Here is a 24,018-nt window from a genome sequence, read left to right on the forward strand (position 1 = left end):
CGCATCGTTGAAATCGTATCTCGGGTGATGCAGCCCCGCGCTCTCGCCCTGCCCCAGGAACAGGTAGGCGCCCGGCCGTTTCTGGAGCATGTACGAGAAATCCTCCGCGCCCATCTCGCGGCTGCCATCGCCGATCACGCGCGCCTCGCCCGAAACTTCCTCGGCCACCGACACGGCGAACCGCGTCTTCTCCGCGTCGTTGATCGTCGCGGGGTAACCCACCATGTAATCCAGCCGCGCCTCGACCTCGTAGCTGGCGGCGTGGCCGTCCACGATGGCCTTCATCCGCCGCATCACCATCTGCTGCACGGCCGGATCAAAGGTGCGGACCGTCCCGTTGATAAAGGCCGTCTCGGGGATCACGTTGTTCACCGTCCCGGTATGGATCTGCGTGACCGAGATCACGAGGTCCTCCATCGCGTGATGGTTCCGGCTGACGATGGTCTGGATCGCCTGCGCCATGCCACAGGCCGCCATCACCGGGTCGCGCGTCTCATGCGGCATGGCCCCATGCCCGCCCTGCCCCGTGATGTGAATCTCGAACGTGTCGACCGCCGCCATGATCGGCCCCGGCGTGGTATAGAAATCGCCCTCCGCCATCCCGGGCGCATTATGCAGCGCATAGACCTCGCCAATGCCGAACCGGTCCAGCATCCCCTCGCGCACCATCACGTCGGCCCCGCCGCCCTCTTCCTCGCCGGGCTGAAAGATCAACGCAACGCGCCCCGCGAAATTCCGCGTTTCGGCCAAATAACGCGCCGCGCCCAGCAGCATCGTGGTATGCCCGTCATGGCCGCAGGCATGCATCCGCCCCGGCCGCTCGGATGCATAGGGCAGGCCCGTCTGCTCGTTGATCGGCAACGCATCCATGTCCGCGCGCAACCCGATCGTCGGCCCCGCGCCAGTGCCCTCGATGATCGCCACAATCCCGCTTTCCGCAATGCCCTCGTGGATCTCGTCCACCCCGAACGCGCGCAGCCGCTCGGCAACGAAGGCTGCCGTCTCGTGGCAGTCCAGCTCCAGCTCGGGAATGCGGTGCAGATGCTGCCGCCATTCCGCCATGTCGGGGGCGAAATCGGCGATCCGGTTGATCACGGGCATGGGGTGGACTCCTTGGGCCTGCTCGGGGATTGATGCATCTGACACCGAAGCAGGGGGCAGCACAATGGCCGATCAAACCGGGGCCGATCATCCCGTTATCCACGACCGCGACGCAGGCATCGAACGGCTGCTGGAAATCATGCGCCGCCTGCGCGACCCCCAGACCGGCTGCCCCTGGGATATCGAGCAGGACTTCGCCACCATCGCCCCCTACACGATCGAGGAAGCCTACGAGGTCGAGGATGCCATCGCGCGCGAGGCCTGGGACGAGTTGAAGGGCGAGCTGGGCGATCTGCTGTTCCAATCCGTGTTCCACGCGCAGATGGCCGAGGAGAAAGGCCATTTCACTTTCCAGGACGTGGTGCGCACCATGTCCGACAAGATGGTCGCCCGCCACCCGCATGTCTTCGGCGACGAATCGCGCGACAAGTCTGCCGATCAGCAGACCCGCGACTGGGAAACGATCAAGGCCGCCGAGCGCGCCGAGAAGGCGCAGCAGGGCGCGCTCGACGGCGTGGCGATGAACCTGCCCGCGCTTCTGCGCGCGCAGAAGCTCCAGAAACGCGCCGCACGCGTTGGCTTCGACTGGCCCGATGCCTCTCACGTGCTGGCCAAGATCACCGAGGAGGCGGCCGAGTTGGAAGAGGCGCGCGACAGCATGGATGCCGATGCGCTCGAGGATGAGTTCGGCGACCTGCTCTTCGTGATCGTCAACCTGGGCCGGCACCTGGGGCTGGAGGCCGAAACCGCCCTGCGCCGCACCAATGCCAAGTTCACCCGCCGGTTCGAGGCGGTCGAGGCCGCGCTGGCAGAGAAGGGCAAACGCCCCGAGGACAGCACGCTGGAAGAGATGGATGAGCTGTGGGACGCCGCCAAACACCGCGAAAGGACGCGCGCAGGCTAGATCCGCCTCCCCGCCCCTTCCTCTTGCCCGAAATATCCCGGAGCGCGAGGCAGAGCCTCGCATCCCTAAGACCAAGCGCGAGGCGCAGCCTCGCTCCGCCTGACGCCTGCGCAAGCAGGCGCGCCGCGCCGGCCATCGCCGGACGCCACGCCCCGCATGGTCACTCGTCCATCCTGACTTCGGGATGTTTCGGGATGATGTCATCCTCGCCCATCATGCGCGAGAACAGGGCCGGGTACATGTAGCGGTAGCCCATGTTGCCGTATTTCTCGATGTCGATCACAGCCGCGGGCACCACCGTCACCACGTCGTAGAAGTCCTCGAACCCATATCCCCGACCGCGCGCGGCGTTGCGGCAGACATGGAACTGAACCCCCATGTCGGCCAGTTCCCTGAGCTTTTCGTAGGCGTCGGAAAAGGCCTCGCTGTCCAGCCGCGAGAAGGCGAGCAGGTCGTTGCCATGCGCGACGACAAGGATGTTGGAGTGCTCGACGTCCCCTGATTCCTCCATCGCCTTGATACGGTTGCGGATATAGCCCAGCGAGCGCGGCCCGTCTTCGGGCGTGGCATGGTTCCTGTCATAGAGCACGTTCTGCGCCTCGTAGCCCACGGGATCGAATTTGGGCGGGTCCCCGGGGCCGGCCTGCGCGGCAGTAAGGACTGTCAGTGCCGCAAGGCCGCCCAGCGCAGCGGCGCGCAAGCTTAGCGACCGCAGCGAAGGTCCGCAATCCGCCGTTTCTGTGGAAAAACAACATGTTGCTGGCGCAGAAGGTGGTGACCTGCACAGCGAGCGAGCGCCTATCTGGTCAGGCTTTTCGCGTTTGCTGCGGCGCAGGAAAGATCTTGGCCGGTTTCCGGAGGTTCTGGGCGGTGGCGGCGAGAAGGAATTCGTCATTTGCACCGCATGGGCCACGTAGTCGGAGCCGTCCCGGGCCGAGTATTCGCCTGAGGTGCGCAAAGAGCATCTCGATCTTCTTTCGCAGCTTCATCGAGGTCACGTATCGGTCGGTCTTGGAGATGTCGCGAGCAACCTGTCGGGCGTCTTCATGTTCCTCGCGGGTGATCTTGCGAGCATCCGCGTTCGGGCAGCACATGGCCTTGGATGGGCAAGCTTGGCAGACTTCTGTCAGGGCGCGATGGCGGGCGGTCCCCTTGCCGGTCGGCCCGCGGGTGGGGTCAGTACAGTTCCGGCGGAACTGCTTCAGTCCGTGCCCCTCGGGGCAGATGTATTTGTCGTTCTCTGCATCCCACTCGAAGTCGCCGCGGGCCCAGGTCCCGTCATCGCGTCCCGACTTGGTAATGACGGGGATGGGCGGGGCGATCCTACGATCGACCAGCCAGCCCAGCATCGGCCCGGTGCCGTATGTGGTGTCCGCGATCAGGCGTCCAGGGTGAAGGTCGAACCTGGCCTTCACCCGCCTGAGCATGGTCTTGGTTTATCCCGCTTCGGCCTGCCGGATCGACCTTTTCGCCTTCACATCCACGATTGCACCATGGTCTGTGTCGATCAGGTAATTCTCAGAATAGCTGAAGAATGCCGGGCCTTTCCGGGCCGCGGTCCACTGGCTCACCGGGTCGGAATGCGAGGTGAACTTGGGCTGGACTTCGCTTGCTGCGCCGAATGCGGCTTCGTCTAAAACGTCCAGATACTCGCGAACCGCTCGGGGCGCATCAGCGGGATCGACCTGCCTGACGTCCCAGTCCGCCTTCGGCGATGAGTTCTGCTTGTTCGCATCCGCTTCGATAAGGCTGGCATCAACCGCCATGCGCTGGCCACCAACCAGCCCTCATCGATGCACCGGGCCACGGTCGTCTCGAACAGATGCCGCAATCGCTCGCTATCCCGGAATCGGCCGTGCCGGTTCTTCGAAAAAGTCGAGTGATCCGGGACCCGGTAGCTGAGGTCGAGGCGGCAGAACCAACGGTAAGCGAGGTCCGGATGCACCTACTCGCAGAGCCGCCGTTCCGACCGGATGCCGAAGCGATACCCCACCAACAGCATGCGGATCAGCAACTCCGGATCGACAGAACCCCGACCAGTATGGCTGTAAACATCGGCGAGGCAAGCGCGGATGCCGGACAGATCCACGAACCGGTCAATCGAGCGCAGAAGGTGATCCGGCGGGACATGATCTTCCAGCGAGAACTCGTAGAACAGCGCCGGCTGCGCCTCCTGCCGCGGTCCCATCATCGCCGACCCTTCCACCCAGCAAGGGAATTGAATCAGCCAGAGGCACCTCAATCAAGCAAGCGTTTTTTAGCGGAACAAGCCCAATGCCGACCGTCTCGGGGTTTATGTGGCCTTCGACAACTCGTGTTTCTTTAGACTGGCTTCCTCCCCTATCGCTATTTGCGACCGTGTCTTGGCTTTGGACCCGGGCCTTCGCTTCTTTCACAAAGCCTCTTGAGGGCTCGAAGCCAATGACGCGCGCGCGATTAGCCTTCTTGCCAAGCGGCGGGTTACGGCCCCGGCACCGCAGCCCACTTCAACCGTCAGACTTGTTTCTGGAAACGCGAGCTCGTCAGGATATCTCGCCACTGATTTTCATGACGGGATCTGACTGACGTTCATCCATCGATCCAGCAAAGGCGGAAATGAAATCTTGCCCTGCTGCATCCACATCTTGAAACGGATCGGCCATGGCTATTGTCCCCCCAAAGTCCAGACTTCCTTCCTCTTTTCGTTCACCCAATTTGCCTTGGTCGCGCGAAAAGCAGGCTGACCCTGATTTGTCCTATTGAGTTATTCAATCGGCGAGCGTGACCCGAACCCGGCCTGCACACATCAAACGTCTAGGCCGTGCTGACGGCCGAAGTCAGTGTAGAACGTATCGCTCCGGCACCTCTCCAAAGTCGCCTCATCAGCATCTCTTGGGTCATTGCCGGGGCTTTGAACGCCCGTTCCTTCGATGAAGCGGTTCACTAGATTGAACACGCCGCAAACCTGGATCGCATCGAACAAGGCACCCTCCGACCAGCCCGCCGCATACACAGCTTGCGCGTCCGCTTCCATCATGCGCGATGGTGAGGCGGTAAGCTTCTCGACATAGGCGAGTATCGGCTTGAGCTCTTCCCGGACGGGGGCCGTATCGCGATCTTCCATCAATGCCTCGATCGTCTCGACCTCAATGCCGTAGGCTTTGGCGAAAACAATGTGCGCGCCATGACAATAAGCACAAGCGTTCAATCCCGAGACATAGGCAGCGATAAGTTCACGATCCGCCACCGAAAGATCACTCTCACCCCGCATCACCAGACTTTCGTATGCACAGAGCGGCGCGAGCTTGTCTGGAAAGGCGCGATAGACACTTCCAAGCGTTGCGTTGTCAGGCAGTGATGGGAACAAGCGTTTCATGCAACTCTCTTACGATAAACAGGAAAATTTTGGGAGTATTCTGAAGTAGCACAGAGGTAACAGCACCCAGGAGTCGAATGCCCCGACGGGGCACAATCCCGCACGAAGGGCCGAACGGCCCTCCACGCTCCACGCAGAAAAGGTGTCGAGAGAGCCCATAGCGGTCCGGTTACCCGGGCAATCCGGCAGTCTGCAAGGCAGTCGTGATGCGATTCCCCATTTCGGCGGATAAGTAGGGTTGACGCTCGACAAAATCGGAGATGCGGAAATTTGGTTCGCTCGACAAGATCGCCTCGGATGTCTTCCTGGCTTTTTCGATGTCACCCCTCAATGCGAAATCTGACGTCATGGTCACGTAGGCGTCAAGGTATTCTGGCGCAATGCGGATCGCTTCCTCGGCGGCCGCGATCGACAGGTCAAAGTCCCCATTGTCGCGGTAAGCGACGGCCAATGCGCCCAGTTCCATCGGCATCGGTCCCGCCAGCCGCAGCCCAATGGCATTGCGGATATTGCGGATACCGTTTTCTGGCTCGCCGATATAGGTTTGGGTGATCCCCAACTGACAATGGGCAAACGGGCAACTTGCACGGTACCCGACAGCAATATGACTGAGCCGCTCGGCTTCCTGATGCTTGTGTTCTTCCAGTGCGATCGCCCCGAGCACCGCGTGGCCGAGCCCGTTATTACCCTCTTCCAGCGCCAGCGCGCGACGCGCCCATTTGGCAGCCTCGGAAAGCGTTGCATCGGGATCATGAGACCAGCCGCGCCGCTGGGCGTAGAAATACAGGACCGCCAGGTAGCAGGGTCCAATCGCACTGTTCGGATGTGTCTGCGCAAGAGCGTCGAAATGTGGGATCGCCTGTGCGTGGTCGGACTTAGTCATGCGGTAGAAATAGTTGATTCCGCGCAGGAAATGTTCCCAGGATTTCGATCCGTCGAGCCCGCCCGTGAAATCGCGCGCCATGTGGCCGCCGATCAGTTCCACGCTCAAAGCGCCAGCGATGCTGCGCGCGATTTCGTCCTGCAAGGCGAAGAGATTATCGACGCTCCGATCGTAGTTCGAGGCCCACTTCACCGTGTTTTCCTTCAGATCTGTAACTTGAACATTTACCCGAAGCTGCGAGGCGACCTGCTGGACCGATCCTTCCACCGCGTAGCGCACCGGCATATGGGCCAATGCCTGCGCAGCCGTTGCGCTCCCGTCGCGATAACCCGCATGGCCGCAGGCATTCACGAAGAACATGTTGGGCAGCTGCACGAGAAGCGTCTGAAGCCCCAGTGAGATGCCTTGCGCGATGAACTCGCTGTCCGAGGTCGTCGCTATGTTACGGAACGGAAAGATCGCGAGCGACGGACGTTCCGATGCAAAATCGTAAGACCTGAAGCCGGGATCCGCCTGCTCGGACTCAAGCGTTTTGTCAGCGCTGGCGACGACTGGACGCGGCGCGGATGCGGAGCGTACGGCGTAGGCGCGCACCGGTGTCTCGATATTCTTCAGCGCCCGTTCGCCCAGATCCTCGACATCGAGGGCGATCCGATCGCCAAGCTGCTGCATCGCCGCTTCGGAAATGCACACACCGCCCGGAGCCGCTATACCCTCCAATCGAGCTGCGACATTTACGGCGTCACCGAACAAATCCTCCCCGCGCGCGATGACATCGCCGATATTCAAGCCCATCCGCAATTCGACCGGGGACGCGGCCGGCCTTGTTTCGTTCCATTTCTGCAACTCGTGCTGCACCTTGACGGCGAACCGCATTGCAGCGACGACGCTAGAGAACTCGAACAGAAAACCGTCACCCATCGATTTGAACAGACGCCCTGAGAAGCCTTCCGCCGTCGGAAGCAGGATGCGCTCTTGCAACTCCTCGATGACGGCAAGTGTGCCGCTCTCATCTGCTCCCATAAGCCGCGAATACCCTGCCACGTCGGCTGCCAGAATTGCGGCCAGTCTCCTGTCTTGTTCCCTCGACATCCCTTCTTTCCGATCGGCCGGTTGTCCAATGAAAGCATATTACCCGATTGAGCCGATTGAGCGGCAAGAAAAGGATGCCGTCCTCGCTGTGAAGGATGCCCGTTTGTATTCGATGATCGGACCGCATCCCTTGCAGACCTGGCGCATACAGCCTCGTTGGTTTCACAGGAGACCAAGCGAAGCTACTGCCAGAGGCAGATTATCAAGTCCGTTTCGGTGAAGATTTGAAACGCCGTTTGACGCGCTTGGTGACCCTTCACGTAAGCTGGCAGCGCTCAATCGCGGCCAATGACCTTTTGTCCGCATAGCGGACCAACACGGTTTGCGGACACCACAAGATTCATTTTGAGATTTTGGCCTGACCGCTCGCCCCGAAAGGTGCAAGGCAAATCCGGACGGGCCCGCGCCTTTGCGCAGTTTGACGGATTGGGGGCGCTCCCGCCCCCTGCGGGGCCGCCCTTCGGGCGCCTTCCTCGGCGTTGGGCCGGGCCGCGCGCCGCGGGCGCGCGGCGGTCGCGCATGACCGCTCAGGTACCGCAGAAGGTCGCGCGCACCATCTCGCCCTCGCTGGGCAGGCGGCGCAGATCCTCGGCCCCGGGCTGATCGTCGAAGGGGCGCGCCAGCACTGCGTTGAGCCGGTGGAAAGGCGCATAATCGCCCTCGACCGCTGCCGCGATCATCTGTTCGATGCGGTGGTTACGCGGGATGAAGGCCGGGTTTACCGCCGCGATCACGCCGAGCGGATCAGGTTCCCCTTCGGCGCGCGCGCGCCAGTCCGCCTCCCAGCCATCATAGGCGGCCGGGTCGAGGAAGTGATCGCGCGCCGAGGGGTCGCCCAGCGCGCGGAAGGTATTGGTGAAATCGGCCTGCCCTTCGGCCATGCGCTGCAACAGGCCCGCGATCAGCGCGCCATCGCCTTCGCGCGCGCTGGTCAGTCCCAGCTTGGTCCGGAACCGCGCCAGCCATTCGGCCTCCAGCATCGCGGGCATGGCATGCACGATGGCGGTGGCCTCTTCGACGGCGGCCTCCTTGTCCTCGCATTGCTGGATCAGCGCCGTGGCCAGCTGTGCGAGGTTCCAAACCACGATATCGGGCTGCGCCGAATAGGCATAGCGCCCGAACTGGTCGATCGAGCTGTAGACCGTGTTCGGGTGATAAGCCTCCATGAAGGCGCAGGGCCCATAATCGATGGTCTCACCGGAAATGGCGCAATTGTCGGTGTTCATCACGCCGTGAATGAACCCCACCGCCATCCAGCTTGCCACCAGCCGCACCTGCGCATCGCGCACCGCGGTCAACAGACCCATCGGCCCCTCGGCCTGCGGGTAATGCCGCGCGATCGCGTAATCCGTCAGCCGACCCAGACTGCCCAGGTCGCCGCGCGCGGCAAAGACCTGGAAACTGCCCACGCGCAGGTGACTGGCCGCCACCCGGGTCAGAACCGCCCCCGGCAAAGGCCGTTCGCGCAGCACGGTCTCGCCCGTCTCGACAGCCGCCAGCGCCCGCGTCGTGGGAATGCCCAGCGCATGCATCGCCTCGCTCACCACGTATTCGCGCAGAACCGGGCCAAGCCATGCGCGCCCGTCGCCCGCCCGGCTGTAGGGCGTGCGCCCCGATCCCTTGAGCTGGATGTCGCGGCGCACCCCGTCGGCGCCCACCACCTCGCCCAACAGCACCGCCCGCCCGTCGCCCAACTGCGGGTTGTAATGGCCGAACTGGTGCCCGGCATACAGCTGCGCCAGCGGGTCCGCGCCGGCGGGCAGGTCGTTGCCGGCAAACACCCGCGCCATCTCCTCGACCTCGCCCGGGGCGATTCCCATCACGCGCGCGAGATCCTCGTTGAAGGCGATCAGCCGCGGCGCGCGCACCGGTTCCGGCCCCTGCCGGGTAAAGAACGCGCCCGGAAGACGGGCGAAACTGTTGTCGAAAGGTATGTGCATGCTCATGGCGCCAAGATATGCGCCGCCCCCGAAATTGCCAGTGCGCAGAATTGCCAGATCCAACGCGGCGTGGTCTAACATCCGCATGACCGCCGAGCAGATCATCGCCCGCCTGAACCTGGCCCGCCACCCCGAAGGCGGCTGGTACCGCGAGACATGGCGGGCCACCAACGCGGGCAGACCCACCGGAACCTGCATCTACTTCCTGCTTGGCGCGGGCGAGCGCAGCCATTGGCACCGCGTCGACGCGACCGAGATCTGGCTCTACCACGCGGGCGCGGCACTGACCCTCGCGATTGCCGCCGACGAAACCGGCCCCGCGACCGATCACCTGCTCACGCCCGACCTGGCCACCGGCGCGCCACAGCTCATCGTGCCGCAAAATCACTGGCAGTCGGCACACAGCACCGGTGACTGGACGCTTGTCAGCTGCACCGTCTCACCGGGGTTCGAGTTCGACGGCTTCGACCTCGCGGCACCGGGCTTCGACATCCCGCGCGCTTGATCGCCGCCCGATTCGGGCGCAAAGCTCACGGCATGGATCACACCGCCCTCATCCGGTCGCTTCCGCCCGAGCAGCGCGCCAGCCTGATCTCCCGATCCGACAGGGCCGGGCTTTGGCATCTTGCCGGACATCTTGGCCTCATCGCGCTCACGAGTGCCGGGATCGTGGCGCAGGTGCCGTTCTGGCCGCTTCTGCTCCTGCCGCAGGGCGTGCTCCTCGTCTTTCTCTTCACGCTCAGCCACGAATGCACGCACCAGACGCCGTTCCGCTCGCGCTGGCTGAACGAGGTCGTGGGCCATGCCATCGCGCCGGTGCTTGCCCTGCCCTTCACCTGGTTCCGCTACTTTCACCTCGCCCATCACAAGTGGACGAACGACCCCGAGCGGGACCCCGAGCTTGACGGCAAGCCGCGCCCCGACAGCCGGGCGTCGCTGGCCCTCTATCTCAGCGGCTGGCCCTACTGGTCCGGGATGGCGCGGGTGATCCGGACCAATGCGTTCGGGCAGATCACCGCGCCCTACCTGCCCGAGCGCAAACGCCGTGCCATGCGGGTCGAGGCGCGGACTCTCATCGCGCTCTACGTGCTTGTGGCGGCAAGCCTGCTGGTGTCACCGCTTGCCCTGTGGCTCTGGCTGGTGCCGGTGCTGATCGCCCAGCCGGTGCTGCGGCTCTACCTGCTGGCCGAACATGGCCTCTGCCCGCCGGTGGCGAACATGCTCGAGAACTCGCGCACCACCTTCACCACCCGCGCGATCCGGTTCATCGCCTGGAACATGCCCTATCACGCCGAACACCACGCCTTTCCGGCGGTGCCGTTCCACCGTTTGCCCGCCTTTCACGCGGTGACGCGCGCCCATCTGCTCTCGACGTCGCGGGGTTACGCGCGCTTTACCCGAAGCTATCTCGACAACCTGTCAAAGTGACAGGCGCGGTCATGCAGTCTCAGGCACACTCACCGTTCCGCCACCGACACATGCCGCAACGCCCGTCGTGCCGGGACAGGATGTCGACATCCCCCGCGCCACGCGAACCGCGAGAAAGGCAAAGGCCTGCGCCTCCAGCATGTCGCCATCCAGCCCCACCGCCTCCACCGGTTCGACCGGACAATCGAGCGAGACGCGCAGCATCTCCATGAGGACCGGGTTCAGCCGCCCGCCCCCCGTCACCAGCACCCGCGCGGGCGGTCGCGGACAATGCTCCATCCCCTGCGCGACCGCCGCAGCGCACATCGCGGTCAGCGTGGCGGCCGCGTCGGCGTCGCCCAACTCCCCCACCAGCGCCACCATCTCGGCGAAATCGTTGCGGTCCAGCGACTTGGGCGGAATCCGCGCAAAGTACGGCTCGGCCAGGAACAGCTCCAGCGCCCCGGTCTCAACCTTGCCCGCGCGCGCCAGCGCGCCGCCCTCGTCCATCGCCCGGCCCAGCCGCGCCTGCACCAGGTCGTTCACCGGCGCATTGGCAGGCCCGGTGTCAAAGGCCAAGAGCGCCCCCTCCACCTCGGGCCGGTCAAAGGACGGATCGACATAGGTCAGGTTCCCGACCCCGCCGAGATTGAGAAAACACAAAGGTTGCCCCGCACCGATCCACTTCGCACAGGCAAAATGGAAAAACGGCGCCAGCGGCGCGCCCTCGCCGCCCATGGCGACATCGTCGCTGCGGAAATCCCAGACCACCGGGCGGCCCAGCGCCTCGGCCAGCGCGCCGCCATCGCCAACCTGCAACGTGCCGCGCCCGCGCGGCTCATGCGCCAGCGTCTGACCGTGGAACCCAACCAGCTCTGCCGGCTGGGCGGCTTGCAACGCCGCGACATGGGCCTGCGTGACCAGCGCCGCCGCGGCCTCGACCTCCGGCCCGGACCAGCGGCCAAGTGCTGCGCGCAGCACCGCGCGCTCGGCCTCGGTATAGGGCCGGTACCCGCTTGCCCCGAACGATGTGATGCTCTGCCCGTCGGTCTCGACCATGGCCCAGTCGATCCCGTCCAGCGACGTCCCCGACATCGCCCCCAGCGCAGCGACCGGACCGGCCGCGTCACGTGCCTTTCGCGTGGCCCTGTTCATGGCCTTTTCCTTCGTTGCACTGCCCCCTATAAGGTGCCTCGCAATCCTGACCCGAGGCAAGACATGACCTACCACCCGAAATCGGATTTCATCGCAGTGATGCTGGAACGCGGCTTTCTCGCCGACTGCACCGATTACCAGGGCCTTGACGAGGCGCTGATGAGCGGTGTCCAGACCGCCTATATCGGGTATGACGCGACTGCCAAGTCGCTCCACGTGGGTCACCTGATGAATATCATGGTGCTGCGCTGGCTGCAAAAGACCGGGCACAAGCCGATCACGCTGATGGGCGGCGGCACGACAAAGGTGGGCGACCCCTCCTTCCGGTCCGACGAACGCCCCCTTCTCGGGCCCGACCAGATCGACGAGAACATCGCCGGGATGAAGCAGGTCTTTGCCAAGTACCTGTCCTACGGCGAGGGCGAAACCGACGCGCTGATGCTCAACAACGCCGAGTGGCTCGACGATCTGAACTACCTGGAGTTCCTGCGCGACATCGGCCGGCACTTTTCCGTCAACCGCATGCTGTCCTTCGAATCCGTCAAATCGCGGCTCGACCGGGAACAGTCGCTGTCTTTCCTGGAATTCAACTACATGATCCTCCAGGCCTATGACTTCCTTGAGCTGAACCGCCGCTATGGCTGCATCCTGCAGATGGGCGGCTCGGACCAGTGGGGCAACATCGTCAACGGCATCGACCTGACGCGCCGCGTGCTCGACCACGAGATCTATGGCCTGACCACACCGCTGCTGACCACCTCGGACGGGCGCAAGATGGGCAAAAGCCAGGGCGGCGCGATCTGGCTCAACGCCGAGATGCTTTCGCCCTACGAGTTCTGGCAGTTCTGGCGCAACACCACCGATGCCGATGTCGGCCGCTTTCTCAAGATCTTCACCGAGCTTCCGGTCGAGGAATGCGACCGCCTCGGCGCGCTGGCAGGGTCCGAGATCAACGACGCCAAGATCATCCTCGCCAACGAGGTCACGACGCTGTGCCACGGGGCCGAGGCCGCCCGCACCGCCGAGGCGACCGCGCGCGAAGTCTTCGAAAAGGGCGGCGTGGGCGATGACCTGCCGACCCTGACCCTCTCCGCCGGAGAACTGGGCGACGGCATGTCCATCGTGCAGATCATCGTGAAATCCGGCCTCGCCAAATCCGGAAAAGAGGCCAAGCGCCTGATCGCCGAAAACGGCGCCCGGCTGGACGATGCGCCGCTGACCGATGCCGGCCTGATGATCGACGCGGCGGCACTTGCCTCGCCGATCAAGCTCAGCGCCGGCAAAAAACGCCACGCGCTGGTGCAGTTGGGCTAAAGCAACAGTCGTCCGAGGGCATCCAGCAGGATGCAGACCGGGAATGCCATCAGGGCCGCCCCCATCAGGGCGGCCTTTTTCGTCAGCCGTGGCGCGGGAATCGGTTTCTGTCTCATGGGTCCATTAACGCGGGCTTAGGTTATCGCGCGGTAAAGAGGCACCCATGTCACCGCCCCTGTCACAGAGCGCCGAGTTCGCCGCCATGATGTCCGCCTGCGGTCAGACACCGCTTACCGTTGGCTACGGAACGCTTGCTCTCCGCCGCCGCATGCTGGGCCTGCCCGTCACCCTCCTCTCGCGCGCCCGGATCGACAGGAAGACGCTTCCCGGCCTGCTGCACGGCTCCGGACTGCGACGCGCTCCGGTCATCCTCAACCCAGACGCACCCTGCCCCGATCTTGCCCGCCTCGGCGCGCTGATGCTCGTCACCCCCGCCCACGTGGCCGAACTGGACCTGACGGGGAACCTCCGTTCGGGGTTGCGTCAGAAGTGGCGCAACCGCCTCAACCATGCGCTGCGGCAGAACCTTGCCGTCCGGGACGCGGCGATGCCGCAGGACCCCGGCCACTGGCTGTTCACCGCCGACATGGCCCAGCAACGCGCACGCGGATACCGGTCATGGCCCGTGCGGTTGACGCTTGCCTATACCCGCGCCAATCCCGGTTCTGCCCGCCTGTTCACCGCCCTGCACAGCGGCCGTCCGGTCGCCGCAATCCTGCTGCTGCTCCACGGGCGGGCCGCAACCTATCACATCGGCCACAGCACCGCGCAGGGTCGCGCCGTCAGCGCGCATAACCTGCTGATGTGGCATGCGATGACATGGCTCGCCGCGCGCGGCATCACCCGGCTCGACCTCGGCCCGGTCGAGACCGAGAGCGCTGCCGGCCTCGCCCGGTTCAAGCTCGGCACAGGCGCAAACGCCCGTGCGCTGGGCGGCACATGGCTTCTTTGGCCGCCGCTCATGCGCGGGATGGACAGTGCCGCCCGGAACCGGCTATTTGAACGCATGTTCAAATCAACGGGAGGGAGCCCGACATGCAACTCAGCACCACAGCCGCCATCGTAACCGGCGGCGCCTCCGGCCTGGGCGAGGCCACCGCCCGCCACTTCGCCGAACAAGGCGCACAGGTGACCATCCTCGACCGCGACGCCGAGCGCGGGCCACAGGTCGCTCAGGAAATCGGCGGCCATTTCGTCCAGACCGACGTCACCAGCGAAGAGTCGGTTGCGGCTGCCATCGCCCACGCGATGGAAAAGATGGGCAAGATCACCGCCTGCGTGAACTGCGCTGGCATCGCCTACGGCATCAAGACCACGGGCAAGGACGGCCCGCACCCGCTCGACGCGTTCCAGCGCACCATCGACATCAACCTCGTCGGCACGTTCAACGTCGCGCGCCTCGCCGCGATGGAGATGGCCAAGAACGAGCCCGAGCCCGACGGCGCGCGCGGCATCATCATCAACACCGCCTCCATCGCCGCCTTCGACGGGCAAAAGGGTCAGGCCGCCTATTCCGCCTCCAAGGGCGGTGTCGTCGGCATGGCCCTGCCAATGGCGCGCGACCTCGCCTCGGTCGGCATCCGGGTCAACACCATCGCGCCTGGGATCTTCCTGACCCCGATGCTCATGACACTCTCCGAAGAGGTGCGGCAGCAGCTGGCCGCCGACGTCCCGAACCCGGCCCGGCTGGGCGACCCCAAAGAGTACGGACGGCTTGCCGGGTTCATGGTCGAGATGGGTTATCTCAACGGCGAGGTGATCCGCCTCGACGGCGCCTTGCGCATGCGCTGAACGATGCGGTCCGGGCTCGGAACTGGGCCCGGACCACTTTGTACAACCGTGTACAAAACGGACAATGGCACCCGCCAGAGGGGTACAAAACGGTCAATTCAGGGGGTACCGACAGGTCCCCGCCGCTTATCCAGCCTCGGCCTTTTCTTCCAGCTCCAGCCACTCCTCTTCGGCCGCGGCGAGCTTTTCCTGCCGCTCCACCAGGGCCTCGGTCGCCTTCTGGAACTTCACCGGCTCCCGCGTGAAAAGCTCGGGATCGGCCATCAACTCCTGTAGTTTCCCGATCTCGGCCTCCAGCCGCGCGATCTCGGCCGGCAGCTTTTCCAGCCTGTGCTTCTCGGTAAAGCTCAACCCTGGTTTCGGCGCGGATTCCTGCCTTACTTTCTCCTTCGAAGATTTTGGTTTTTCTTCTTTTTCCTTGACACTTGGTTGCCGCTGCGCTTGGTAATCCGACCATCCACCGGCATAGACGACAGCCTTCCCGTCGCCCTCCATCGCGACGGTCGTTGTCGCCACACGGTCCAGGAAATCACGGTCGTGGCTGACGAGCAGTACCGTTCCGTCATACTCGTCCAGCAGTTCCTGCAACAGGTCCAGCGTCTCGATATCCAGGTCGTTCGTCGGTTCGTCGAGGACCAGCAGGTTCGACGGTTTCGCCATCAGCTTGGCCAGAAGTAACCGCGCTTTTTCTCCACCTGACAAGGACTTAACCGGCGCTCTCGCCTGCCGCTCATCGAACAGGAACTCCTTGAGGTAACCCACGACATGCTTGGGCTGCCCACGCACCATGACCTGATCGGCCTTGCCCGACACCCGCATCGTCGGATCGCCGGTCAGGCTGTCCCACAGGCTCATCTCGGGGTCGAGCTGCGCCCGAGCCTGGTCGAAAACGGCAATCTCAAGGTTTGTGCCCAACTTGACCGAACCTTCGTCTGGCTCAACTTCACCGAGCAACATTTTGATAACGGTCGTTTTTCCAACACCGTTAGGACCAACGAAGGCGACCCGGTCACCGCGTTGCACAAGCAGGTCGAGCTTTCGCAGGATCGTCTTGTCACCGAAGGTTTTTGCCAACCCAACGGCCTCGATCACCTTACGGCCGGACTTCGGCCCGGTCTCTAGTTCCAAGGCCGCGGCGCCTTGTCGCTTGATCTGTCCAGCGCGTTCGGCCCGCAGTGCCTGCAAGGCCCTGACCCGTCCCTGGTTGCGCTTGCGCCGCGCGCTGATCCCTTCCACCGCCCAACGGGCCTCGGACTTGATAAGACGGTCCAGCTTGTGCCGCTGCGTGTCCTCTTCTTCCCAGACCTGGTCACGCCACGCCTCGAAATACTCGAAACCGCGCTCTTGCCGACGGACATTTCCCCTATCAATCCATAGTGTTGCGCGCGTCAATTGACGCAGGAATGCCCTATCGTGCGAGATCAGCACAAAGCCGGCCCGCGTCGCGGACAGCTCTGCTTCGAGCCAGGCGATCGCCTCGATGTCGAGATGGTTCGTCGGCTCGTCCAAAAGCATCAGTTCCGGCGCCTCGGCCATCAGCTTGGCCAGCGCCGCGCGGCGACGTTCTCCGCCCGACGCGGTTCCGACCGCGCGCGCGGGGTCGAATTTCAAACCCTCGGCCGCCCGCTCGACCTTGTACAGTTCGCCCGGCTCCAACTCGCTTGTGGCGTAATCGCCCAGCGTGGAAAAGCCTTCCATGTCAGGGTCTTGCTCCATGTAACCGACACTTTTTCCGGGCGGCACCACGATCTCTCCGGCGTCCGGCTCGACCAAGCCCGCCATGACCTTCATGAGGGTCGATTTCCCGGACCCGTTGCGCCCTACGAGGGCGACGCGGTCGCCCATGTGCACAACGAGATCGAGGTCGGAAAACACGGGGTCGCCACCGAAGGTCAGCGAGATTCCGTTCAATTGCAGAAGAGGGATACGTGCCATACGCGCCAGCTAAACCCGCTCGGTCGGCGCGTCAACGCCCGCTTAACCGGCCACCGCCCGCAACAGGCGTTTGCGCGCCGGGGGGATCGCCCCGATCTCGAGTCCGGTAAAGACATGCAGGGTGTTCATGTGCCGGTCGACGACCGCGTGATCGCTGACCCAGCCCCCCATCATCAGGTAGGTCCGTAAAAGCGGCGGCATGCGCAGCATCGCCTTTTTCGCATCTGGTTTGCGGCGCAAGCGCGCGGCGTAGCGGAAGACGTGCGGAGCCTTCACCTTGGGCCACCAGCGCTTCGGCGCAAGGTGCCGCGCTTTCAACATGGCGAACGCATCGAGGTATTGCCCTGTCTCGGTACCGGCAAAGGAAGAACAGCCGAACAGCATCTCGATTCCGTTGCGGTCGACATAGGTCGTCATGGCCCCCCATGCGACGCGCAGGATGTCGGGATCGGTATAGTCGGGGTGAACGCAAAAGCGGCCCATTTCGACCATACGGCCCTCGAATGTCTCAAGCGCGGAGAGATCGTAGAACTGAGCTGAATAGCTTTTCCCTATTTCGGCGCCGCCCTGCATGGTCAGCATGCGAAAGCAGCATACGAGGCGACTTTGTTCGCGCAGATCCTCGATCAGAACATGTGAGCAGGCCGCGTCATGCGCGTCATGATCCGTGCCGCTTGTCTGAAAGGCGACGCTGCGGAGGTCCTGGGCCGCAGCCAGATCTGCCTGATCAACGGCCAGCCGCGCTCGGTATCGGCCTTTGCTCAACAGAGGCGATTGCGCCATCTCGGGCCCTCCGCATGTCCTTGCCCCAATTTATTGGCAGCAGCGCTAGCACACAAGACATGACAGCGGCGTGACGCGCCGATCAGTTGACCAGGTTGCCCGGGTTGAACGTGCTCACATTGCCGAGGAGTTGACGCAGGAAGGATTTGTCCTCGATGCTCGAGTCAGTCACCCGGCGGTCCAGTTCGACGATCCGGCCCTGTTCCAGCCCATAACGCTCGATGTTGCGAACGACACCGCGCTGATCGAACCGGATGGCCACCAGCTGCCTCGACACGATCTCGGGCTGGCGAGCACCATAGTGGCGGAACCGCGTAGTGACATAGAAATAGCCCGAATCATCGAGCATCCCAGAAGAGCTGGGCGTACCGATCGCCTCGATCACGCTGTCGCGCGTATCCACACCAACCTGCAAGGCGGCGAGTTCTTCAGCCGTGGGAACGTAGCCGTGGTTGCGATAGATGGACGTACAGGCCATCGAACCAAGCAGCACCCCGATCGCGAGAAGCCGGGATACCGGTTTCAACAGCACTGCGGTCTTGAGCATTTCTGCCCCCCTTGTATCGGCACCCGGCCCTTTCTAATTGGGATTACAGAAACACTTGCCCCGGTTCAACACAGGAAAGGCGGCCTTATGAGTGATGATCTGCGTGTATCGGCACTGTCCCAGAGCACGCCCACACCCTTTGAGATCGCCCCCGAAGCCGAAGAGCGTGCAGCGCTTGCCGATGCCTTGGGGATCCTCGGCGTTCGCAAACTGCGATTCTCGGGCGAGGTCAAGGTGCAGGGCAAGCGCGACTGGCTGTTGACCGGCAATCTGGGCGCGACGGTGGTGCAGGCCTGCGTGGTGACGCTCGACCCGGTGACAACACGAATCGACGTGCCCGTTCGTCGGTTGTACATGGCCAACTGGGTTGAGCCGGAAGGCGACGAAGTTGAAATGCCCGAGGATGACGAAAACGAGCCTCTGCGCGACGTGATCTCGCCGCGCGCGGTCATGGCCGAGGCGCTGGCGCTTGCCCTGCCGCTCTATCCGCGCACGGATGGCGCGGAAACCGCCGAAGCGGTCTTCGCCGAAGACGGAACCGAGCCGTTGCGGGACGAGGACACGAAACCATTCGCGGCCTTGTCGGGCCTGCGCGAAAAGATGCAAAAAGGTTCATGACATTTGAGTAAATCGGTGTCATAGGGGCCGCTCAGAAAAAGCCCTTGAACCCCGCGAGATTCGCAGTATTTTCGCGCGCTCATCGGATTTTGGGTTGGACAACGTCGGGGCCGCGGCCTACACGCTCGTCACGCCACATGAAACGTAGAATGAAACCCGGTCCCGGTTACATCCGCGGGCCCCAGTCAGACAAAGGTTGAGACATGGCTGTCCAACAGAACAAAGTTTCCAAGTCGCGCCGCAACAATCGCCGCGCGCACGACGCTCTGGTTGCTGCCAACCCGAACGAATGCGCCAATTGCGGTGAACTGAAGCGCCCCCATCACGTGTGCCCCTCCTGCGGCCACTATGATGACCGCGAAGTGGTCGCGCAGGCCGACGAGATCGATCTGGACGAAGACGCGGCCTGAGCACCGACTAGGCGGCCATACATATGACGGCACAGCCAGATCAGCGGATCACCATTTCGGTTGATGCCATGGGCGGGGACAAGGGCCCCGCGACCGTCATATCGGGCATGGCCAAATCGGCAGAGAAGAACCCCGAACTCGGGTACATCCTGCATGGCCCCGAGGACGAGTTGCGCGAGATGATCGCGCGCCGCCGCGGGGGGCAGATGCTGCTTGACCGGATCTCCTTCCGCGACGCGCGCGATGTCGTGACAATGGAAGACAAACCCAGCCACGTGGTACGCCACGGCAAGGGAACTTCCATGTGGTCGACGCTCGAATCCGTACGTCTGGGCGAAGCGCACGGAGCTGTCTCGTGTGGGAATACCGGTGCTCTGATGGCGCTGTCCATGATGCGGCTTCGCAAGCTGCCGGGCGTCACCCGCCCGGCTATCGCGATTCTGTGGCCCTCGCGCAATCCACAAGGCTTCAACGTCATGCTGGATGTCGGCGCGGATGTGCGCGCGGACGCGACGGACCTTTTGCAATTCGCACTCATGGGGGCGTCTTACGCACGCAACGGCCTGGACCTGCCCCGCCCACGGATCGGCTTGCTCAATGTCGGGACCGAGGAGCACAAGGGCCGGTCCGAGTTGAAGAAAGCCCATGAAATGATCGAGAGCTTCGCCGACCGGGCGAACTTCGAATTCGTGGGTTTCGTAGAAGGTGGCGATATTCCCGGCAACAGGACCGATGTGATCATCACCGACGGGTTCACCGGAAATGTTGCGATCAAGACCGGCGAAGGCACAGCCTCGCTGATCGGCGATCTGCTGCGCGAAGCGTTCCGATACTCTCCGCTGTCGCGCATCGCCTCGGTCCTTGCGCTGACATCGCTCAAACGTCTTCAGAAACGGATCGATCCACGCCGTGTCAATGGCGGCGTATTCCTGGGGCTGAACGGGACGGTGGTAAAGTCGCATGGTGGCGCCGACGACACAGGCGTGTCGGCCGCCATCAAACTGGCCTTTCAACTGGCCAAGTCGGACTTCTCGGAAAAGCTGGCCGCACGGGTTGCATCCACTGTCGAGCTTGCACAAGATGAGGTTCACTTCGCGTCAGCGACGCAGGAAAAACAAGAAGGCAGTTAGAAAATATGGCAGGCCGCGCAGTCGTCACCGGGGTTGGGCATTACTTGCCCGAGCGCATCGTTCCCAACTCCGAATTCGAGGCCACGCTGGACACGACCGACGAATGGATCCGCAGCCGGTCTGGCATCGAACGCCGTCATTTCGCCGCCGAGGGGGAAACAACCTCGGACCTCGCCACACATGCAGCGCAAGCCGCGCTTGATGATGCCGGGCTGACGGCAGACGACATCGATGCGATCGTGTTGGCGACGTCGACTGCCGACCTGACGTTTCCATCGGCCGCAACCATGGTTCAGGCCCGGCTGGGCATGACCGGGGGATTCGCTTTTGACGTTCAGGCGGTTTGTGCGGGCTTCGTTTACGCGCTGAGCAATGCCAACGCGCTGATCCTCTCCGGCCAGGCAAAGCGCGTGCTCGTGATCGGTGCCGAAACCTTTTCGCGCATCATGGACTGGACCGACCGTTCGACCTGCGTGCTTTTCGGCGACGGTGCCGGTGCCCTTGTCCTCGAGGCGCAGGACGGTACCGGAACTGCGCAGGACCGCGGGATTCTGTCGGTCGACCTGAACTCGGACGGGCGCTACCGCGAGCTGCTTTACGTCGATGGCGGCGTGTCCACGCAAACCACTGGGTACTTGCGCATGCAGGGGAACCAGGTTTTCCGGCATGCCGTTGAAAAACTGGCAAAAACTGCAGAAACGGCGTTGCAGCGCGCGGGATTGAGCAGCCAGGATGTCGACTGGATCGTGCCGCATCAGGCCAATATCCGCATCATCCAAGGGACTGCCAAGAAGATGGATCTGCCTATGGAAAAGGTGGTCGTGACCGTACAGGACCATGGCAATACGTCGGCCGCGTCGATCCCCTTGGCACTGTCCGTCGGCAAGGCGCGCGGTCAGATCAAGCGTGGCGATCTGGTCGTTACCGAGGCGATTGGCGGGGGTCTTGCCTGGGGCGCTGTCGTCCTTCGCTGGTAAGGCGGCGGGCGGCTGCCCGAACCCTCGCCTCCAATTCCTTGATATTGACAGGGAAATTGCCCTGCCCCTATGCTTCGCTCACAACATGGGGGGCCGCATGGGCGAAAAAACTCTGACACGCATGGATCTGAGCGAGGCGGTGTTCCGCGAGGTCGGTCTTTCCCGCAACGAAAGTGCGCAGCTCGTCGAGAGCTTGCTGAACCACATGTCGGATGCACTTGTTCGGGGCGAACAGGTCAAGATCTCGTCTTTCGGGACGTTCAGTGTTCGCGACAAGTCCGCCCGCGTCGGTCGCAATCCGAAGACCGGCGAAGAGGTTCCGATCCAGCCACGCCGTGTTCTGACGTTTCGTCCATCGCACCTGATGAAGGACCGGGTTGCCGCCGGCAACCGCAAGTAAGGCGGGCGCTGGACGATGACGAAATCCCCCGATGCCTTTCGCACGATCAGCGAAGTTGCGGAATGGCTGGGGGTTCAGGCCCATGTTCTGCGCTTTTGGGAAAGCAAGTTCGCGCAGGTCAAACCCGTTAAGCGTGCCGGAGGACGTCGATACTACCGGCCGAACGACATGTTATTGCTGGGCGGAATCAAGAAGCTCCTGCATGACGACGGGCTGACCATCAAGGGGGTCCAGAAAATCCTGCGCGAGAAAGGCCCGTCCCACGTCGCCGACCTGTCGCAAGGTCTGGAGGAGAAGTCTGAACCTGCCTTTACCGAGGGCGGAACCGTTGTCCGTTTCCAAGGACGGTCGCAAGAGTCGGAAGGCGCGCAGATCGACCTCGACTTTGGCGACATGACTGAACCCGATAGGGTCGAAGCGCTGACCGCACCTCAGGCGGCCGAAAAGGCCAAACTGCCCTCTTTCCTGTCCCCGCCCCCCGATGTCGAGGCCGTAGCAGATGCTGAAAACCCTGCCTTGAACGCGGACGAGGTCGAACATGAGGCATTGGACGAAGCGATAGAACCGGCCCCCGGACCGCTGGCCGCACTGGCAGGAATCGACCGGTTGACCGCCTCGGAAAAAGAGCAAATCGTGCCCCTCGCCCAGGCGCTTAGAACCTGGTTGGAGCGTTACGACGCGGAAGCCGCTGGATAAGAAAAATTCCAATGGTTTGCTCTTGCCCCTGCCGGGAAAATCGTTATGAACGCTCCCACGTCGGGCTATGGCGCAGCCTGGTAGCGCGTCCGTCTGGGGGACGGAAGGTCGCAGGTTCAAGTCCTGCTAGCCCGACCATCAGCTACCGCACATCTCTTATGACGGGACTGTGCCCTAGGCATCAGGGGTCTGGTCATGAGCGATGAAACGGCAGGTGTCTTTCCGAACCAGAACATCGAAGCGATGATTGCCGCCGGGGCCATCCGCGCTCAAGCTCCATTCGTGGACGGACAAGTACAACCCGCAAGCCTTGACTTACGACTGGGCACCGTCGCCTATCGCGTCCGCGCCTCCTTCCTTGCAGGCGAAGGCAATACCGTCCGGCAGCGCCTCGACGAGTTCGAGATGCACCGCATTCCCCTGACGGATGAGGGCGCAGTATTGGAAAAGGGCTGCGTTTACCTCGTTCCACTGATGGAATCACTGACCCTTCCCGCTGGTGTTTCGGCGGTGGCCAACGCCAAGAGCTCGACCGGTCGTCTTGATCTGCTCACCCGCGCAATCACCGATCACGGCACCGAGTTCGACCGGATCCCGGCAGGGTATGACGGCCCGCTTTACGCCGAGATCTGCCCCCGATCATTTTCCGTTCTGGTCCGTCCGGGAATGCGACTGAACCAGATTCGGTTTCGCAAGGGTCAGGCTGTTCTGGACGACGGCGAACTTGGCGCTCTCCATGAACAGACGCAGCTTGTCGATGGCCCCGCGGTCATTCACGACGGGCTTGGCTTTTCCGTGGACCTGCGACCGGCAGCCGGCGACCTTGTCGGTTATCGCGCCAAACCGCACACGGGCGTCATAGACCTGGACCGTATCGGCCAGTACGAGCCAGACGCGTTCTGGGAGGAGATCCGCACGAATGAGGGTCGCATCATCCTCGATCCCGGTGCGTTTTATATCCTCGTCAGCCGCGAGGCTGTCCATATTCCGCCCGATTACGCGGCCGAGATGGCCCCTTACCTCGCCATGGTCGGTGAGTTCCGCGTGCACTATGCGGGCTTTTTCGACCCCGGTTTCGGGCATGACGCGGCGGGGGGAAAGGGATCTCGTGGCGTGCTCGAGGTACGATGCCACGAGGCTCCGTTCGTCCTTGAACACGGCCAAATCGTCGGCCGCCTCGTATATGAACGGATGGCGCAGAGGCCCACACAGCTATACGGTGCGGGCATCGCCTCGAACTACCAGGGGCAAGGCCTGAAGCTATCCAAGCATTTCAAGGCTGCCCCGTAAACGAACAGGATGCAGTTAGCTGCGCGGGAGGCGTGTCGCCTGCTTTATCTTGGCGCTGTTCTCGCGCGTCCACGGGCCGTTCGAATCCTCGGCGAACTGTTCATCCGCGGCGCCGGATTGCGGCTTTCCCTTCCTGCTTCCCATCTTGGACATCGCGTCAAAGCCGGCATTCATGCCGGTATGCACCAGCTTGCCGATGACCATTTTAACGATCATATTGATTATGTGGTTCGCGTTCATCGCACGTCTCTCTTTGCTGCCCAGCCGCAATATAGCGGTAAATCATGCAG

The 24,018-nt window shown here is 63.1% G+C and carries 23 protein-coding genes, 1 tRNA gene and 1 pseudogene; 14 read left to right on the top strand and 11 right to left on the bottom strand.

Going from position 1 to position 24,018, the window contains the following annotated elements; genetic code table 11:
* The coding region (locus tag ACFORG_RS14650; RefSeq protein WP_386736282.1) for a M20 aminoacylase family protein at nt 1-1,101 on the bottom strand (1,101 nt) is incomplete at its 3' end.
* Nucleotides 1,102-1,165: 64 nt separating this feature from the next.
* Here ACFORG_RS14650 and mazG point away from each other — a divergent pair.
* Nucleotides 1,166-2,005 (top strand): nucleoside triphosphate pyrophosphohydrolase, encoded by an 840-nt coding sequence (gene mazG / locus ACFORG_RS14655; RefSeq protein ID WP_386736283.1) that lies wholly within the window; start codon nt 1,166-1,168, stop codon nt 2,003-2,005.
* Nucleotides 2,006-2,165: 160 nt separating this feature from the next.
* Here the strand turns inward: mazG and ACFORG_RS14660 are convergent, their stop codons facing one another.
* The 5 genes and pseudogenes from ACFORG_RS14660 to ACFORG_RS14680 all read right to left on the bottom strand — a co-directional run bounded on the left by ACFORG_RS14660 (nt 2,166) and on the right by ACFORG_RS14680 (nt 9,281).
* Nucleotides 2,166-2,705, bottom strand: a complete 540-nt coding sequence (locus ACFORG_RS14660; RefSeq protein WP_386736284.1) for a DsrE family protein — start codon at nt 2,703-2,705, stop codon at nt 2,166-2,168.
* Nucleotides 2,706-2,811: 106 nt separating this feature from the next.
* Nucleotides 2,812-4,196: pseudogene (locus ACFORG_RS14665) on the bottom strand (IS1182 family transposase).
* 594 nt (nt 4,197-4,790) lie between these two features.
* A complete protein-coding gene (locus tag ACFORG_RS14670) occupies nt 4,791-5,360 on the bottom strand; it encodes a carboxymuconolactone decarboxylase family protein (protein ID WP_386736285.1) in 570 nt (189 codons plus the stop codon).
* Nucleotides 5,361-5,529: 169 nt separating this feature from the next.
* Entirely contained in the window at nt 5,530-7,335 is a 1,806-nt protein-coding gene (locus ACFORG_RS14675; RefSeq protein ID WP_386736286.1) for an adenylate/guanylate cyclase domain-containing protein, read from the bottom strand.
* A gap of 527 nt (nt 7,336-7,862) precedes the next feature.
* Nucleotides 7,863-9,281 carry a protein adenylyltransferase SelO gene (locus tag ACFORG_RS14680; RefSeq protein WP_386736287.1) on the bottom strand — a complete coding sequence of 473 codons (1,419 nt, stop codon included), beginning with the start codon at nt 9,279-9,281 and terminating at the stop codon, nt 7,863-7,865.
* A 79-nt stretch (nt 9,282-9,360) separates the two neighbouring features.
* Between ACFORG_RS14680 and ACFORG_RS14685 the strand changes: the two genes are divergently transcribed.
* Together ACFORG_RS14685 and ACFORG_RS14690 are read left to right on the top strand one after the other, a co-directional pair.
* Nucleotides 9,361-9,780, top strand: coding sequence for a cupin domain-containing protein (locus ACFORG_RS14685; protein ID WP_386736615.1), 420 nt, complete (start codon nt 9,361-9,363; stop codon nt 9,778-9,780).
* Between the two features lie 32 nt (nt 9,781-9,812).
* Nucleotides 9,813-10,703, top strand: coding sequence for a fatty acid desaturase (locus ACFORG_RS14690; protein WP_386736288.1), 891 nt, complete (start codon nt 9,813-9,815; stop codon nt 10,701-10,703).
* Nucleotides 10,704-10,712: 9 nt separating this feature from the next.
* Here ACFORG_RS14690 and ACFORG_RS14695 read toward each other — a convergent pair whose 3' ends face one another.
* Nucleotides 10,713-11,837 (bottom strand): anhydro-N-acetylmuramic acid kinase, encoded by a 1,125-nt coding sequence (locus ACFORG_RS14695; RefSeq protein WP_386736289.1) that lies wholly within the window; start codon nt 11,835-11,837, stop codon nt 10,713-10,715.
* A gap of 63 nt (nt 11,838-11,900) precedes the next feature.
* Here ACFORG_RS14695 and tyrS point away from each other — a divergent pair, with 63 nt between their 5' ends.
* The 3 genes from tyrS (at nt 11,901) to ACFORG_RS14710 (ending at nt 14,942) form a co-directional block, all read left to right on the top strand.
* Nucleotides 11,901-13,151 carry a tyrosine--tRNA ligase gene (gene tyrS / locus ACFORG_RS14700; RefSeq protein WP_386736290.1) on the top strand — a complete coding sequence of 417 codons (1,251 nt, stop codon included), beginning with the start codon at nt 11,901-11,903 and terminating at the stop codon, nt 13,149-13,151.
* A 163-nt stretch (nt 13,152-13,314) separates the two neighbouring features.
* On the top strand, nt 13,315-14,217 hold the full coding sequence (locus tag ACFORG_RS14705; RefSeq protein WP_386736291.1) for a GNAT family N-acetyltransferase: 903 nt from the start codon (nt 13,315-13,317) through the stop codon (nt 14,215-14,217).
* Nucleotides 14,187-14,942 carry a 3-hydroxyacyl-CoA dehydrogenase gene (locus tag ACFORG_RS14710; protein WP_386736292.1) on the top strand — a complete coding sequence of 252 codons (756 nt, stop codon included), beginning with the start codon at nt 14,187-14,189 and terminating at the stop codon, nt 14,940-14,942. Before ACFORG_RS14705 ends, ACFORG_RS14710 begins: the two co-directional genes overlap by 31 nt.
* A gap of 126 nt (nt 14,943-15,068) precedes the next feature.
* On the opposite strand, the gene ACFORG_RS14715 is transcribed toward ACFORG_RS14710, so the two are convergent.
* The 3 genes from ACFORG_RS14715 to ACFORG_RS14725 form a co-directional block, all read right to left on the bottom strand.
* The gene (locus tag ACFORG_RS14715) at nt 15,069-16,877 is read right to left on the bottom strand and encodes an ABC-F family ATP-binding cassette domain-containing protein (RefSeq protein WP_386736293.1); all 1,809 of its coding nucleotides are present in this window, start codon (nt 16,875-16,877) and stop codon (nt 15,069-15,071) included.
* A 42-nt stretch (nt 16,878-16,919) separates the two neighbouring features.
* Nucleotides 16,920-17,660 carry a GNAT family N-acetyltransferase gene (locus tag ACFORG_RS14720; RefSeq protein ID WP_386736294.1) on the bottom strand — a complete coding sequence of 247 codons (741 nt, stop codon included), beginning with the start codon at nt 17,658-17,660 and terminating at the stop codon, nt 16,920-16,922.
* A gap of 82 nt (nt 17,661-17,742) precedes the next feature.
* Nucleotides 17,743-18,207, bottom strand: a complete 465-nt coding sequence (locus tag ACFORG_RS14725; RefSeq protein WP_386736295.1) for an outer membrane protein assembly factor BamE — start codon at nt 18,205-18,207, stop codon at nt 17,743-17,745.
* An 87-nt stretch (nt 18,208-18,294) separates the two neighbouring features.
* On the opposite strand from ACFORG_RS14725, the gene ACFORG_RS14730 reads away from it, so the two are divergent.
* The 8 genes from ACFORG_RS14730 to ACFORG_RS14765 all read left to right on the top strand — a co-directional run bounded on the left by ACFORG_RS14730 (nt 18,295) and on the right by ACFORG_RS14765 (nt 23,728).
* The gene (locus ACFORG_RS14730; RefSeq protein WP_386736296.1) at nt 18,295-18,825 is read left to right on the top strand and encodes a YceD family protein; all 531 of its coding nucleotides are present in this window, start codon (nt 18,295-18,297) and stop codon (nt 18,823-18,825) included.
* 203 nt (nt 18,826-19,028) lie between these two features.
* Nucleotides 19,029-19,235, top strand: a complete 207-nt coding sequence (gene rpmF, locus ACFORG_RS14735; RefSeq protein WP_386736297.1) for a 50S ribosomal protein L32 — start codon at nt 19,029-19,031, stop codon at nt 19,233-19,235.
* Nucleotides 19,236-19,258: 23 nt separating this feature from the next.
* A complete protein-coding gene (plsX, locus tag ACFORG_RS14740) occupies nt 19,259-20,365 on the top strand; it encodes a phosphate acyltransferase PlsX (RefSeq protein ID WP_386736298.1) in 1,107 nt (368 codons plus the stop codon).
* A 5-nt stretch (nt 20,366-20,370) separates the two neighbouring features.
* Nucleotides 20,371-21,342 carry a beta-ketoacyl-ACP synthase III gene (locus ACFORG_RS14745; protein ID WP_386736299.1) on the top strand — a complete coding sequence of 324 codons (972 nt, stop codon included), beginning with the start codon at nt 20,371-20,373 and terminating at the stop codon, nt 21,340-21,342.
* A gap of 97 nt (nt 21,343-21,439) precedes the next feature.
* On the top strand, nt 21,440-21,742 hold the full coding sequence (ihfA, locus tag ACFORG_RS14750; RefSeq protein WP_386736300.1) for an integration host factor subunit alpha: 303 nt from the start codon (nt 21,440-21,442) through the stop codon (nt 21,740-21,742).
* Between the two features lie 15 nt (nt 21,743-21,757).
* Entirely contained in the window at nt 21,758-22,438 is a 681-nt protein-coding gene (locus tag ACFORG_RS14755) for a MerR family transcriptional regulator (RefSeq protein ID WP_386736301.1), read from the top strand.
* 61 nt (nt 22,439-22,499) lie between these two features.
* Nucleotides 22,500-22,576: transfer RNA gene (locus ACFORG_RS14760), tRNA-Pro, on the top strand.
* A 57-nt stretch (nt 22,577-22,633) separates the two neighbouring features.
* The gene (locus ACFORG_RS14765; RefSeq protein ID WP_386736302.1) at nt 22,634-23,728 is read left to right on the top strand and encodes a 2'-deoxycytidine 5'-triphosphate deaminase; all 1,095 of its coding nucleotides are present in this window, start codon (nt 22,634-22,636) and stop codon (nt 23,726-23,728) included.
* Nucleotides 23,729-23,743: 15 nt separating this feature from the next.
* Here ACFORG_RS14765 and ACFORG_RS14770 read toward each other — a convergent pair whose 3' ends face one another.
* Nucleotides 23,744-23,968, bottom strand: coding sequence for a hypothetical protein (locus ACFORG_RS14770; protein ID WP_386736303.1), 225 nt, complete (start codon nt 23,966-23,968; stop codon nt 23,744-23,746).
* Nucleotides 23,969-24,018 lie beyond the last annotated feature (50 nt).

The organism is Lutimaribacter marinistellae, assembly GCF_042648365.1.
GTDB classification, from domain to species: Bacteria; Pseudomonadota; Alphaproteobacteria; order Rhodobacterales; family Rhodobacteraceae; genus Lutimaribacter_A; species Lutimaribacter_A marinistellae.